Source organism: Pseudoalteromonas sp. SG43-5, assembly GCF_014164345.1.
In the GTDB taxonomy this organism is placed as follows: Bacteria; Pseudomonadota; Gammaproteobacteria; order Enterobacterales; family Alteromonadaceae; genus Pseudoalteromonas; species Pseudoalteromonas distincta.
The window spans coordinates 118,308-133,200 of sequence record NZ_JACJFA010000002.1; the positions used below are offsets into that span (position 1 = coordinate 118,308).

Here is a 14,893-nt window from a genome sequence, read left to right on the forward strand (position 1 = left end):
CTTGTGTGTTTGTTAACTTAAAAAACGTTTAATTTTAGGAAGTTGCTTTGCAATAGCGTTATCAACAACGCTTGGGAATACGCCATTTATGCGTGCAAATAATTTTTCAGGAAAACCAATAAAGCGCCTTGTTTGGTTTGAACTTATAAGTGCTAATAACTCTTGAGCAACTAATTCTGGCGAGTCCATTTTATTACCGAGCTCTTTATTCATTGCCCTCGCTTTACTGCTATTAATAGATGTATCTGTTGCTCTTGGTGCTAAATAGGTCACTTTAATGCCTGAGCCGTTAAGCTCACGCGAGAGCGCTTCTGTAAAGCCACGTAACCCAAATTTACTGGCGCAATAAAGCGTTTGAAACGGGTAGCCAATACTGCCAAACGATGATCCGACGTTAACAATGGTGCCTTTGGTATACGCTAACTGTCCTAAAAATAGCTGGCATAATTTAATAGGCACCGACAGATTAGTAATGAGCATATTATCTATTTGCTCATTACTTGTGTGCTCAATGCTTTGCATCGTATTTATACCTGCGTTATTAATAAGTAATTTAACGCCGCCGAGTTGCTTGGCTTTTATTGCTAGGTTAATACGTGCTGTATCGTCGGTTAAATCGCCCGTAAATATTTCACTGTCTGGGCATGCACGGCTCAGTTTTTCAAGAGCTTGGGTATTTCGCCCTACAAGTAGTAACTTCCACCCTTTTGCATATAGGGCTTTAGCAATCGCTTGCCCTATTCCGCCTGTTGCACCAGTGAGCACACACAAAGAACTACTCATGCCAATTTGCCTTGTGCACTTGCTTTAAAAAATGGTTCGTCATCGAGTCCACGAAATATATCGCCGTATAAACGATAAAAGCGCTTTGCACCATGAAGTATGGCTTGCTGATCCGCCTCGTCTGTTATTTGGTTCATTAGGTTTTCAAAAAACTTTACATGCTCTATATCAAGCGCGCCGTGAGAGGTTAAATAACTAAATGCTTTTTTAGGTAAACCCACAGCATTTGCAATATTTGAAGCCGCGCCATCCGCAAGCGCTATAGAAGTGCCTTCAAGCACATGCACCATGCCAAAAAAGCTCAACGGATTTTTACGTGCAATGGAGTCGTACGCATACGACACCATCATTTCGGTAGCAAATTGCGGCTGACTACACCGTACTGTTTCTTTGTCAAAACCACAGGCTGCAATGTCATTAAGTACCCACTCTTGATGACCAATCTCTTCTTCAATATATTCTGCGACTGCTTCGCGCAGCCATTCTTGTTCGTCGGTTAATCGTGCACCAACCGACATCATTAATGGCACAGTGTGCTTAACATGGTGATACGCTTGTGCTAAAAACGAGGCGTATTCTTCAAGTGATGCTTCGCCTTTAAAAACACGCTGGATAATCGGCGCTGCAAGCAGGTAGTTTTGCTCTTGTTTAGTTTGCTCTTTAAGGGTGTTAAAAAAATCACTCATTAATTACTTCTCCAAGTCGGTAAAATTGCTCAAACACAGCATGGTACTGCTTACTTATGGCATCTCGTTTTGGGCGATTATTTGTTGTTAATAATCCTTGTTGCACACTTAATGGGGCAGCTAAACGATGCCACTTTTGAATTCGAGCATAGTCGGGTAGTTGTTTATTAATTTCGCTAATGTACTGCGCTAACACTGGGTTACTTAGCTTTGTATCGGCGTAAATAATGGCACTGAGAAAAGGTCGCCCCTCACCAAACACAACCGCTTGTAAAATACCGCTTTGACTGAGTAATAGTGATTCAGGCCACTCGGCACTGATGTTGCGACCCATGCTGGTAATAATTAGGTTTTTTAATCGGCCTTTAATAAATAAAGTATTTTGATGCTGCTCGACTAGATCGCCGGTTGCATACCACTGGTTTTTATTGTGAGGTTGATGGTTTAAGTAACCTAAAAACAAATCGCCTTTTATAAAAAGCTGGTCATTTTCAATTTTGGTTTGAATATGAGGTAACACAGAGCCTGCACTGTGAAGGTTATCGTTTGTGGACGTATTTAAACTAACGACAGATGCCGCCTCAGAAAGTCCATAACCTTGGTATACTGGTAAATTTAAGCTACGCGCTTTGGTTAATAGCATTTCGCTGACAAGCGCACCACCTACGGCAATAAACTGTAACGAACTAGGCGGTTGCCACCCATCTTCTGCAAAAGTAACTAAGCATGCTAATAGTTCAGGCACTAAAATAAGCGTATTTGGCTTAACTTTATCAATAGCAGCTATAAGCTGTGCGGGCTGTTTTAATGCAGTACCAACAAAGCCTAATTCATTTAACGGCATTAAATGCACTGTACCGCCACTTTTTAAAGGGGCATACACACCGGCTATATTTTCAAGCAATACAGCAAGTGGTAATAAAGACAAATGAACAGGCTTTTTAATGTTAATTTTATCGCACAGAGATTGCGCTACCTGCATTTGACTCTTTGCAGATAAACACACGCCCTTTGGTTGCCCGGTTGATCCTGACGTAAATGTTACTTTTTGAGTTTCTGGGAAATAACTGACGGGTTTAGCTACAACGATTTCGTAAATATATAATGTGTAACACTCAAATAAAGTAATTGATGCAGCCGGCTCCCCAAGTAAAGGGTTTGCCGTGTCGCTCATAAATACATTAGCGCCACATTGAGCTAGTACATATTGAGTTTGTTGTTCACTAAAAAAGTGAGCAATTGGCACAGCCACTTTATTAGAAACTGCAGCAGCGGCATCAATAACAAGCCAAGCTGGCGTATTATCGAGCTTATAAGCAATACATTTGCCGTTAAAGCTATATAGTATTTTTACTACTTTTTGTATTTGCTGGTTAAACTCATCACCGTTAATTTCAAGTGTTTGCTCTTTATTATGGGCAATAATTAATGGCGGTACTGAATGTGTATTATAGTAATTCATACGTTCACCAATGCATTTACCAAAGAATTGATATTTGAGTGGTTTTGCTGCGTCAAACTATAAAGCATTGGGGTATTTAATACTTGTTGGTGAGCTTGCTCTAAACTCACAACGCATACGGTAGGCTGATTAGCGTAGTAACTTCCCCAACTTAGCGGATGCTCAACAACAAAACTGTTTGCCACAGCAATTTCAGTGCAGTTAACGCCTAATAAGCGCAGCAGTGCACGCACTTTTTTAGTGGCGCAAAATACTAAATGTTTTGCTCCTACACTTTGCAGGGCTTCATTAACAACAATAAAATGCCCAAGCGTTGCTTTGCGATGTGTAGAGCATAGATTGCCAAGCTCAAATACTTTATTACGCTGTGTGTTCTCAGGTAAAAAATGCTCAATGGGCTGTGCTAAGTATTGCTCTATAAATAGAGGGGCTGTTGCTTGCCTTAAACCCAATGTGCATTGCCCTTCGTTTGTCGTGTATTGGCAAAGTAATGGCATAAAAGAGGTAAGCGTGGCGTTGTAAGCGACTAAAAACCCTTCTTTAACTGTGTTTTCTAACGCACTTCTATGCTCATCATTAACGCGAGCACTAACAAAGCGTGAGTTATTTTGAATATAAACGGGTGATGAAGGTAGGTGTGCTAATTGCATAAACATCGCTCATATAAAGTGTATGTTTGTAACTTAGCGAGCGAAACTTAAAGAAAACTTAAGAAACCTTAATTTAAATAAAAAAGCGCCTTAATTATTAAATTAAGGCGCTTCAGGATGAAAACTGTTTAAAGGCTTAATAAGCTAAGCTATTAAAAATTATAAGCTATCGACATTTTAAATTGCGTAGGCGCCCCCGGATAAACCCACAAAGCGTTGTAACTACTTTGAGCGTAGTCTTCATTAAAAATGTTATTAATGCTCACATTTAGCTCTGTTTTATCTGTTAAATTTAATTGACCAAACAGGCCGACCAATTGGTAACTTGGTAGTCTAAAGCTCAAATCTGCGGCATCACCTAGGCGGCTGCTGGTATATTGGTAACTTGCACCAAATTCAAGCTCTTTACCCATTAATGCTGTTTGATGGCTAAGTGTAAGGTTTAGATTGTTTTTTGGTACATTTACCAGTGGGCTGCCTTTTTCTATTGGCACGCCCCAATCGGCATTAATAATGTCGTTTGCTGTGGTGGCATCTATATAGGCGTACGATAAGTTAAATGCTGTTGCATCGGTAATATAGGTATTTAAATCAAGCTCAAACCCTTTGCTATCAGCTTTACCAATGGGAGCCGAAAAACCAACGTTTACTGGATCTGCCACTAACATATTACTTTTAGAAGCATCAAAAAGTGCCACAGTACCGTTTACACCTAGGTATTCAAACTTAGCACCAACTTCAAACGAGTCGCTGTACTCAAAGCCAAACGGGTCGGCGTTTGCATCAGTACCGCTCAGTGGTAAAAAGCCTTCAGAGTAACTGCTGTAAAAGGTTATTGTATTATTTAGTTCGTACACTACGCCAACGCGTGGGCTTATTTGGCTCTCAGAACTGGTTGAAAATACACCGCTGTTGGTTTCTAAAATATCTTGGTCTACGCTATCAAATCTAAGGCCAAGTAAAAGTTTAAACTTATCAGTGATATCCATTTGATCTTGAATGTAAATACCGTAAGCGTTTTGCTCTTCATCATTTTCATAAAGTAGCGAAACAGCAGGACGTTCACCAGAATAATCAGGCTCAAAAATATCAATAGTATAAGTGCCATTACCGCCACGATAACGAGAAAGCGCCGTGTGCAAATCGTATTTATATGCATCAATACCTATTAATAAATGATGCGAAATGCCGGCTGTATCTAAACTTCCACTAACTTCAAACTTTACACTTAAATCTTCTACTTCGTAGTCGCGATAGCGCTGCTGGCGGGTAAGTGTGCGGCCATCGTCAAATAACGATTGGCGTGACGGTGCAAGTTCTGCATCTGACGAAAAACCCGTTAAGCTAGAGTCTCGATAATTTGCACCTACAACGAGTGACCATTCGTCGTTAATATCGTGGTTAAGCGTAATTTGGTGGCCTCGAGAGTAAACCTGCGTGTCTCCATCGTTTGGGTTACCTAAATAGCGCGAGCTTGGTACGGTGTCAAAATCGTTATCGAGTACGACAACACCACGGTCGAATAGCTGAGCTAAATCTACGTATTCAAACTCATAAGTTACACTGGTCGATGCGTTTATTTGATGATATATAGACGGCGTAATCACCTTTTTATTGGTGTATACCTCATCGCGGTAGCTGTCACTATCTTGCCATGCGCCATTTATTCTAAACGCGGTAGTATCGTTAATGCCGCTGGTGTAATCGCCTTCAACGCGATTAAAACTGTCGCTGCCTAAGCTTAGTTTTAGCTCACCTTGTGAATCAAACTGTGGCTTTTTAGTTACAATATTTACAGTCCCGCCTGGCTCTGATCGCCCATAAAGTGCTGAACCTGGGCCTTTTAGTACTTCAATGTAATCAATGTTAGATACATCACGCGGGCCGCTAAAACCACGCCCACCGCTAAAGCCATTAACTAAATAGCCCGATGGCATGTTTTCGTTACCCGAAAGGCCACGAATAGAAAAGCTATCCCACAATGCACCGCTATTGTTTTTACGTGAAATACTAGCTGAAAAATCAAGCGCATCTTGTAGTTGAGTAATTCCTTTTTTATTAAGCTCAGCACTATTAATACTAACTATAGATTGTGGCATTTGCTTTTGAGGAATATCACCGCGATAAGCTTGTTTATAAGTGACAGATATTTTTTCGATTTCTTCTTTTTGATCTTGGGCAATACTGGGCGCACTAATTCCTAGGCAGGCTAAATAAATTAAAGAGTACTTCATGTGATTGATTAACTAAGCAAGTGTTATAGTATAACAAAATTGTAGCATGTGTTACTTTATAACAAAACTTCTTTTTAAAAAATCACTGAGCGATTAATTAATGCACTAGCGACTGCCGTGTCATCACGTTAGTATAGTGTTCTACTTAAGTTACATAACGATAATTACATGAGCATAAAAACAAACGCGTTAATTTACTTTTTAGCTTTTTGCAGCGGTTTTTGCATTATGGGGATTGAACTTTTAGGAGGGAGAATTCTCGCCCCTTTTTTTGGTAGTAGCGTACATATTTGGGGCAGTATAATTACAGTATTTATGCTTAGTTTATCTTTTGGGTATTTACTTGGCGGTAAACTCAGCACTAAAAATGCATCACTTACCAAATATGGTTTAATATTTTTAATAGCCAGCATTATGGTGGTGCCTATTACATTATTTTCGCAGCCAATAATGGAATTTATATTTACCCATATTGAAGATAGCCGCTACGGCTCACTCTTAGCGTCAACCGCTTTATTTTTTATACCTACCGTTATTTTAGGCATGATCTCGCCCTACTCTGTGCGCTTACTAGTAACCGATAGAGATAAAAGCGGCCAAGTGGCTGGGCGTTTATACTTTGTAAGTACGCTTGGTAGTGCACTGGGTACTATAATTACCTCGTTTTACTTTGTACTCGCGTTTGACGTAAATACTATTATTAGCGCCTTTGCTCTAACGCTTGGGTCACTGGGTTTAGTCGCGATTGTAATTAATACCTTGGCTAATAATAAGGAGCTTGCTCATGCTTAAATATCTACTACTGCCGTTAATTGCATTTTCGGGTTTTGCGTGCAGTAAAGTTATCCACGAAGAGCGCTCGCTTTATCGCAATATTATTGTTGAAGAAACAAGCGACTTACGTTGCCTTAAATTTAATACTAAAAGTAGCCAAACAAGCCAAAGCTGTATGTATAAAAACAATCCCGACAAACTTGTTTTTAATTACACTAAACTTACTTTTGCGAGCCTTTTAGTAGCCGATAATCCTAAAAATGTACTTATTATAGGATTAGGAGGCGGTACGCTTTCTAACGTTATTCATGAGCTATACCCCACTGCAAAAATTCATAATGTTGAAATAGACCCCGCAGTAACTAAAGTTGCACGCGATTACTTTAACTTTATAGAAAACGATTTAGTGACATCAAGCGTGCAAGATGGCCGTATTTTTATAAAACGTGCCGCAATTAAAAAACAAAAGTACGATTGGATTATTTTGGATGCATTTAACGGCGACTATATTCCGGAGCATTTGCTTACTAAAGAGTTTTTTGAAGAAGTACAAAGCGTATTAGCCGAAGGCGGCGTTATAGCTGCAAATACGTTTTCAAGTAGTAAACTTTATGAACATGAGTCGGCAACTTACCACGCTGTATTTGGCGACTTTATAAATGTAAGTCGCGAAAATCGTAGTAATCGTATTATTTTAGCAGGACTTAAATCAATGCCGAGCGAAGCGCAAATTAACACGCGTGTAAATGCTCTCGCCCCTAAATTAGTAAAATACGGTATAGACATAAAAGCGATTAGCCAATTTATGCAATTTACTAAAAACGACCAAGATTGGCCCGCAGATACAAAAGTACTTACCGATCAATACTCCCCTGCTAATTTACTTAACTTTTAAACTCCTGCTAAACCTCACCATTTCTACAAGTGAGGTTTAGCAAATATTTTACCATTTCCCACTCTTTCATATATTTACTTAGCAAGCTAAGTAATGATAAAATAGTTAGCTTGCTAACTATGTTGGGATGGCTATGCCTACACACAAACCTTTTCACGAAACACTCGATTTAACTGTTATCGGTAATATGGGCCGAGTTCATCGCTTATGCCGCGAAGCGGTAACCATTGCAGTTGAGCCTTTAGGGCTTACTCAGTCGCGCTGGACTGCACTAATGCATATTAGTATGCGTGGTGAGGGACTAACACAACTTGAGCTTGCTAATAGCTTAGGGATAGAAATGCCTTCATTGACTCGTACGCTTAAGCAATTAGAGGAGCAATCGTTAATTGTTCGCCGTGTAGACAAACATGATAAGCGCAGTAAAAGACTCTATTTTACTGAGCAAAGTGATGCCATTTTACATTCATTGCAAGAGACTATTTCCGATATAAAAAATCAGTTATACAGCGGTTTATCTGTTGAGCAACTAGATGCGATTGCATTTGGTTTGATCAAAATAGAGCAAAACGCCCTTAAATGTATTCAAGTTAATAAGTAAGGCTAAAAATGACACCGGATCAAAAGTTTGCACGCTATGTAAGGTTTTCTCTCATAGGGTTTATCTTAGTATTTATTTACTATTTAGTGGCCGATATGGTTTTGCCTGTGACACCACAAGCACGTGTTTATCACCCTGTTGTGCAAATATCACCGCAAATTAGTGGCCGAGTCACTAGTGTGCAAGTTAGTAATAACCAATCAGTTAAAGCAGGCGATATATTATTTAGTATCGATGAAGGCCCATATAATTTAGCTAAAGAACAAGCTCAACTCGCCCTTGATGATGCCAAATTACAAAATAAACGCCTTGATACCAATGTTAAAGCGCTTGAGGCACAAATAAGTGCTGCAAATGCTAAACAGCATGAGCAAAAACTATTAAAAAGCAGAGGCGAAAAGCTCTATAAGCAAAAGTCTATATCGGAGCAAGAACTTGAAAGCATTCGTGCTAATTTTGAAGCGAGTAAAGCAAATGTTGCAGCCCTTGAAGCGCAGTTAGCTGAAGCGGTTTTAGCTAGAGGTGACTCAGGTAATAAAAACTTAGCCATGCGCCACGCTGCTAACCAGTTAGCGCAAGCTGAGCTAAATTTATCCTACACAAAAGTGCGCGCATTAAGTGACGGCGTAGTTGCTAACTTACAATTATTAAACGGCGCATACGCAGTTGCAGGCAGCCCGTTATTAGCTATTGTTGCTAAAAAGGCAGATTTAGTTGCCGACTTTAGAGAAAAGTCACTCACAAATATGAAGCAAGGCACCCAAGCGCGCGTAGTATTTGATAGCCGTCCAGGTGAAGTTTACGACGCAATACTTGAAACATTTGAAGCAGGCGTTAGCAGTGGTCAACTTAGTGCTAATGGTTTACTAAGTACAACAGAAACCAGCAATCGTTGGGTGCGTGATGCACAGCGTCAACGCATTCACTTAAAGCTCATTAATCATCAAGACTTAATAGCAAACATGCCTAGTGGTTCACGTGCAACAGTACAATTATTACCAGAATCAACAATTGGGCAATGGTTTGGCTCTGCACAAATCAGGTTTATTAGCTGGTTACACTACATTTATTAATGGAGGCTTTATGACTCAAATTGTTAGCCAAGGCCCACAATTAGACTCCAATGGCCTTCGCCAAGCACTGCGCATTGCAGGTGGGTGTACCCTTGGCTTTACTATTAGTGAATTAATGAACTGGCCCAATGGTATATTTTTTACCGTTTATCCTATGTTGATATTGGGCATGGTACCTACGTTAAGTCGTGGGCTTATAAATCAATTTATAGCATCTGCTGCATTTAGCGCACTTATAGTGCTGATAATGCAGGGATTATTTTCTCACTTACCAGTCGTTATGACATTGTTAGTGTTTGGTGTTTTCTGCTTTTTATTTCATAAAATGAGTAGCGGTAGTGCCTTTTTATTTGGCGCTTTAGGCGTGATCAGTCTTTCTATTCAGCTGCATTTTTCCAGCTATGTTGATCAAGGAAGCAGTATTTATCCATTAATTTTAACTAATGGTTTGGCTATATTTTTAACCGTTATTATTGGAGCATTAATGCATGGCCTATTTCCTGATGTAACCGCAAGGCCCAGGCGAGTAATGCCAGCTAAAGCAAAAGAAAGTATTCGCCATGAGGTATTGTTATGCTCAACCGTGGCTACGCTCTCTTTTGTTGTTTTTCAGGTTCTTGATTTACAAGACTCAATATCTGCGCAGGCAGCTTCTGTGCTTATTTTATTTTCGTTGTGCTGGAAAGCCGCAGGTATGGCCGGTTGGCAGCGAGCAATTGGAACGCTTATAGGCTGTAATGCAGCGTTACTATCGCAACTATTTTTGTATAGTCACTCTGATTTTTTACTTTTTCCGATGGCTATTTTATGGATACTTTCGTTTGTTTTTGCGCGCTTTCATATTTTAGGCGGAGGCATACCTGGCATTGGTTTTGGTGTATTGACTACATTTGGTATTTTGTTTGGAAATTCACTCGGGCCAGGCCAAGATCTTGTTTATAGTGCAATGTACCGGTTTAGTTCGGTATCTGTGGCTATAATCTTAAGCTTATGTGTTGTGTATGTTATGCACCATATACTTAATCGGTTTAGCGTAACTCGCCATCATACTTATGATTAGGTAAACCCTGTTTGTAAAACTAAAGGCTGCAATTGCAGCCTTTTTAATAAGCTTGGTTAAACTATTTTAATCATCTATATGAGCAGTATTTTCGCTTTACATATTCACAGTTTTTAGTCTTTCCTGGTGATAATAAGCGTTAGCACACCCGCTATAATCCCCCAAAAAGCAGACCCCACTGAAAGTAATGTTAAGTTAGATGCAGTTACTAAAAAAGTGACTATTGCGGCCTCAGTATATTCAGTACTACTAAGGGCTTGCTGCAAACTATTAGCAATGGTGCCAAATAGCGCAATGCCCGCCAAAGCTAAAATAAGTGCCTGGGGTAAACTTGCTACCAAGCCAACTAATGTAGCTGCGCACAACGCCATTAAAATATAAAATACGCCAGCCGCTATACTCGCCCAATAACGTTTATCATGATTTTTATCCGCCTCATCACTCATACATATAGCTGCGGTAATCGCGGCTAAATTAATAGAGTAGGCTCCAAAAGGAGCGCTAAGCATATTTACAAAGCCAGTAACATTAAGAGATGCAGATATAGGCGCTTTATATTTATGTGCTTTTAAAACCGCAATACCCGGTAAATTTTGCGAAGTCATGGTAACTATATAAAGTGGTAAACCTATACTAATACATGCTTGCAAGTGGAAAGCGGGTTCAATATAAGCAAATTCGCTCATTTTCCAGTGCAGCGCGCTGGTATCAATATGGCCCATTTGCCAAGCGAGTAATACACCTATAATAAGCACGCTTAACATAGCAAAGCGGGCAAAAAAGCGTTTACCAATAAAGTACATAACGACCATTAAACCAATTACTAAAGGCATGTCGTTCATAAAATTAAACACATCGATACCAAAGGTAACAAGCACGCCGGCCAACATGGCGCATGCAAGCTCACTTGGAATACGGTTCATTATTTTTTCAAACCAGCCCGTAACCCCCGACAAAAACACGAGCAATGCACTGAGCATAAACGCGCCAATAGCCTCATTTAAGTTATACCCTTGGGCACTTGAAATAAGTAATGCAGCTCCCGTGGTAGACCACGCAATTAAAACAGGTACTTTGTAATAGTACGATAAACCAATTGACGTTGTGCCCATCACTAAACCGAGCATTAAAATCCAACTAGCTACTAAATCGGGCGTACCACCAAGGGTTATCACTACCTGATAAATTAATGCAATAGAACTCGAAAAACCAATAATTACAGCCACAAGTCCTGCTGTAATTCGGTTAAGCAACTGATCAGACACCTTCATAAATTCCTCGTAATGCATTTATGCAGCTCACAACATACGTGCCCAATAATTACATTGCAATTAGCGATTGGTTTACAAAAGGTGAAATAAATTCACTTTTTATTTTTCATTGTAATTAACGTCAAAAAATCACTTTTAACCATTGTATTTAACTAAACAAACAAGTACCTGTAACTGCGCCAAAGCCCACGTGAACACTACTAAAAACCAATACTAAAAAGAGCAAAAAACACACCAAAAATAAATATCCTTATATTTTATAAGGAATTATAAAATTAAGAAATAATTCTTTTCGGTTACATTTATTATCTTGATCTAATCCATTTAATAATATAAAACGTAACAATTAGTTAACCAAAAATACTAAAAGAGAAACAAATGAAGAGTTCTGTCGTCTTACTAATTGCTATACCATTATCGGCATTTGCAGTTTATGGGCTATTTTTTAATGCAGATGAAACGGGCGAACCTATCGCGCCTGTTGCTATTGATTTTGTTCCTATTGATTTACAAAAAACGCGCAATACGCATCCCCCTGCACCTATTGATATGAGTAAAGATCCAATTACCGTTAAACCCATTGTTGCCCCTGACAACAGCTTACCGTTTGAAGAATTTGATGCCGTAAATCGCCTATCAGACAAAGCAAAGCAAGTGCTTATAAACGCAAAAGTTTTACCTACCGACTTACATAACGAGGCCTATATTGAGTTTGATTTAAATTCTTTACAGGCGTTAGAGACTGGCGAAAACTTTGATTTAGCTATTCCGCAAACAGCCGAAACATTCACCGCAGAGGTGACTAATGTGGTTGAGTCTGAAAATGGCGATAAGAGCATATTTGGTAAAATAGTGGGTGTTGACGGTCGCATGCATAATACCGTTTTAACGGTAGGTAAAGATGCCGTATATGGCCAATTTACTGCACCTTCTGGCAACTATGTATTCGAAAGTAAAGGTAAGTACGGATGGATTGCAGCAAAACGCGATTTATATAAAAGCCACATAGAGCATGAAGTAACCGCACCAAAATCCAAATCAGATAAAAGCATCGATATATTTGCACCAAAAATTGATGGCTAACCAAAAAATATAAAAAGCAATTAAAGCCGCACTATAAGGCAGCTTTAGTGTGTCTGCTTTTTATGATCTCAACCAAGTTAAAAACAGTTCCAACCACAACAAGAGTAAGGAAATACAATAATGAAAAAAGTAATCACAACAACCGCACTGGCTGCGGCATTATGTGCAGCAAGTGTTGCACAAGCAGAAACAATCGATATCGGTATTTTATATACCGACCAATCAGCTGCCGCAACTAGTAATATTGACACTAAAATAAATCAACTAATTGCTTTTAGTAATCAGGTATATAGCCAAAATGGCGTTGATATAACACTACGCTTAGCTGGCAAACAAAACTTAGGTGACTACGCAGTAACGCCGTCTGAGGATTGGTTAGATTCGGTTACAAATAGCAGCTACGTAGATGGTTTACGCAGCGATTGGAAAGCCGACATGATTGCCGTATTAGGTACTGGCCAAAGTGCTGGCAATGGGCTTATTTCATGTGGTTTAGCGTGGGTTGGCCAAGGCACTAATGGCAATCTATATAGCTCAATGAGCAGCCGTATGTACTCAATCACTGCAATTGATTGTGGTGCAACTACATTTGTACACGAACTTGGTCATAACCAAGGTTTAGCGCATTCACGCAAACAAGGTGACACATCTGGCGGTGTATATGTAGATGGCATGGGTCATGGCGTACAAAATGAGTTTGCAAGTATTATGGCTTACCCGCACGTTTACGGTAGCGCAACTCAGTACGATTACTTCTCTAACCCTAACTGGAGCGTAAATGGTATTGCTTTTGGTATTACAAACCAAGCGTATGCAATTCGCACGGTTACTGCTACAAAAACAAGTATTGCTAACTTTAAATAAGTAGCGCATTAAAAAGTGGGCTAAATAGCCCACTTTAAAGTTTTAACATGTTCTTCCCTGCAGAGCGCTTACGCGCTCTTATAGATTAAGCTAATGCACAACCACTTTTTGCTTAATTGCCGGCATTAATGTTTTACCATTGCCATCTACTTTGTTTAACAATTTAAGCCCCATCACTTTTGCAAGTACTGGGTAAATATCAAGGTTACTCACTTCTTTAAGGCTTATACCTTGTTTAAATGCAGGGCCTACAGCAATAAATGATGCAGCCATATCCTCGGTATATGCATAACCGTGAGTCCCTAAATAGGTTGGTTTTTTACCATTGGAAAATACCGCTGGCGCTGTAGTTTGCACCACAATATCACCTACACGGGTGCCTTTATTGTAATGGTACGCTGCTAACTGCTCGTCAGTTAATACTGTATAACGACCGTTTGCTGCTTTTTGTAAACGAGCTTTATAGCCGGCTATATCAGCATTTATTGCATCGGGTTGAGTGTATATGAGTAAACGTGGACCGGTGTTTTTAACTAAAAAGTTTTCATCTTGAGGCAGTGTGGTTACATCAATGCTTTTATCTGGATCTATACTCGCCATACCATGATCCGAGACAATAACTAAGTTTACCTCTTGCTCTAATTTACTTAAGCGAGTTTGTAATTGCCCCATTAATTCATCAAGCTGTTTAACTGCATCTCGCGTTTGTGGTGCGTCTGGCCCAAATTCATGGCCCATGCTATCAACTAGCGAAAAGTAACTCGCAATAAAACGCGGGCGCTGTGCTTTTGGTAAACTTAACCACTGAATAATTTGATCAACACGGCTTTGGTAATCGCTGTATTTAGAATAGTGATAAAAGTAATCTGGTGTCATGCCGTTAAATAATGCATCTGACTCAGGCCAAAAATAAGTAGCCGATTTAAGTCCCTGCATTTTTGCTAAATTCCAAAGCGGAATCCCCTTCACCCAAGTGCTATCGCCCAATGCTTTGCCCATGCTGTAACAGTCGTTTTTACGCGCTTTATCACAAAAGCTATTATCAACAATGCCATGGTTTACCGGCAATAAGCCCGTAATAATAGAAATATGGTTAGGAAATGTTTTTGTCGGATAAACAGGTATTAGTTTTTGTGCGCGAACACCGCGCTCGGCCATTGCTTTTAAATTTGGCGCACCGTGTTTTTCAATATAATCCCAACGCAGGCCATCAATTGATACAAGCACCACAGTTTGCTCTTTTGCAGCAAATGCGCTGTTCATTCCTAACATTAGGCAAATTGATACTGCCTTTAAAATCCACTGTTTCATTATAAACACCTATAAATGCACAACAATTACTTAAAAAATTATTTTAAAGCAAGTTGTTACTTTATGATACAAACTGATAGATTAAACCCTGTATATTAAAGACAAATGACTATGTGCTAAAAACTATGCCAGTCATCAATTGTAAA

At 39.5% G+C, this 14,893-nt stretch carries 14 protein-coding genes; 7 read left to right on the forward strand and 7 right to left on the reverse strand.

The features are described from left to right. Positions 1-12: 12 nt before the first annotated feature. The 5 genes from H5161_RS02860 to H5161_RS02880 all read right to left on the reverse strand — a co-directional run bounded on the left by H5161_RS02860 (position 13) and on the right by H5161_RS02880 (position 5,815). Positions 13-783, reverse strand: a complete 771-nt coding sequence (locus H5161_RS02860) for an SDR family oxidoreductase (RefSeq protein ID WP_182720259.1) — start codon at positions 781-783, stop codon at positions 13-15. Beyond that, the gene (locus tag H5161_RS02865) at positions 780-1,469 is read right to left on the reverse strand and encodes a TenA family transcriptional regulator (RefSeq protein WP_182720258.1); all 690 of its coding nucleotides are present in this window, start codon (positions 1,467-1,469) and stop codon (positions 780-782) included. Before H5161_RS02865 ends, H5161_RS02860 begins: the two co-directional genes overlap by 4 nt. After that, on the reverse strand, positions 1,462-2,931 hold the full coding sequence (locus tag H5161_RS02870; protein ID WP_182768639.1) for an AMP-binding protein: 1,470 nt from the start codon (positions 2,929-2,931) through the stop codon (positions 1,462-1,464). The genes H5161_RS02865 and H5161_RS02870 overlap by 8 nt, the downstream gene beginning before the upstream one ends. After that, on the reverse strand, positions 2,928-3,581 hold the full coding sequence (locus tag H5161_RS02875; RefSeq protein ID WP_182711950.1) for a thermostable hemolysin: 654 nt from the start codon (positions 3,579-3,581) through the stop codon (positions 2,928-2,930). The genes H5161_RS02870 and H5161_RS02875 overlap by 4 nt, the downstream gene beginning before the upstream one ends. Positions 3,582-3,733: 152 nt before the next feature. Then, a complete protein-coding gene (locus H5161_RS02880; RefSeq protein WP_182768640.1) occupies positions 3,734-5,815 on the reverse strand; it encodes a TonB-dependent siderophore receptor in 2,082 nt (693 codons plus the stop codon). Positions 5,816-5,983: 168 nt separating this feature from the next. On the opposite strand from H5161_RS02880, the gene H5161_RS02885 reads away from it, so the two are divergent. From H5161_RS02885 to H5161_RS02905, 5 genes are all read left to right on the forward strand, one after another. Beyond that, a complete protein-coding gene (locus H5161_RS02885; protein WP_182725011.1) occupies positions 5,984-6,607 on the forward strand; it encodes a fused MFS/spermidine synthase in 624 nt (207 codons plus the stop codon). Beyond that, complete coding sequence (locus tag H5161_RS02890; protein WP_002959148.1) at positions 6,600-7,484, forward strand: spermidine synthase; 885 nt, start codon at positions 6,600-6,602, stop codon at positions 7,482-7,484. Before H5161_RS02885 ends, H5161_RS02890 begins: the two co-directional genes overlap by 8 nt. Positions 7,485-7,617: 133 nt before the next feature. Further along, on the forward strand, positions 7,618-8,085 hold the full coding sequence (locus tag H5161_RS02895; protein WP_024595849.1) for a MarR family transcriptional regulator: 468 nt from the start codon (positions 7,618-7,620) through the stop codon (positions 8,083-8,085). Between the two features lie 8 nt (positions 8,086-8,093). Beyond that, positions 8,094-9,158 (forward strand): HlyD family secretion protein, encoded by a 1,065-nt coding sequence (locus H5161_RS02900; protein WP_165723799.1) that lies wholly within the window; start codon positions 8,094-8,096, stop codon positions 9,156-9,158. A 10-nt stretch (positions 9,159-9,168) separates the two neighbouring features. Further along, positions 9,169-10,218 carry a DUF2955 domain-containing protein gene (locus tag H5161_RS02905; RefSeq protein WP_182768641.1) on the forward strand — a complete coding sequence of 350 codons (1,050 nt, stop codon included), beginning with the start codon at positions 9,169-9,171 and terminating at the stop codon, positions 10,216-10,218. Between the two features lie 113 nt (positions 10,219-10,331). Here the strand turns inward: H5161_RS02905 and H5161_RS02910 are convergent, their stop codons facing one another. Beyond that, the gene (locus tag H5161_RS02910; RefSeq protein WP_002959155.1) at positions 10,332-11,489 is read right to left on the reverse strand and encodes a benzoate/H(+) symporter BenE family transporter; all 1,158 of its coding nucleotides are present in this window, start codon (positions 11,487-11,489) and stop codon (positions 10,332-10,334) included. A gap of 378 nt (positions 11,490-11,867) precedes the next feature. Between H5161_RS02910 and H5161_RS02915 the strand changes: the two genes are divergently transcribed. Beyond that, on the forward strand, positions 11,868-12,572 hold the full coding sequence (locus tag H5161_RS02915; protein ID WP_182768642.1) for a hypothetical protein: 705 nt from the start codon (positions 11,868-11,870) through the stop codon (positions 12,570-12,572). Between the two features lie 120 nt (positions 12,573-12,692). Further along, a complete protein-coding gene (locus H5161_RS02920; protein WP_002959157.1) occupies positions 12,693-13,436 on the forward strand; it encodes a zinc-dependent metalloprotease family protein in 744 nt (247 codons plus the stop codon). Between the two features lie 90 nt (positions 13,437-13,526). Here the strand turns inward: H5161_RS02920 and H5161_RS02925 are convergent, their stop codons facing one another. Then, entirely contained in the window at positions 13,527-14,747 is a 1,221-nt protein-coding gene (locus H5161_RS02925) for an alkaline phosphatase family protein (protein WP_165723798.1), read from the reverse strand. Between the last annotated feature and the right edge of the window lie 146 nt (positions 14,748-14,893).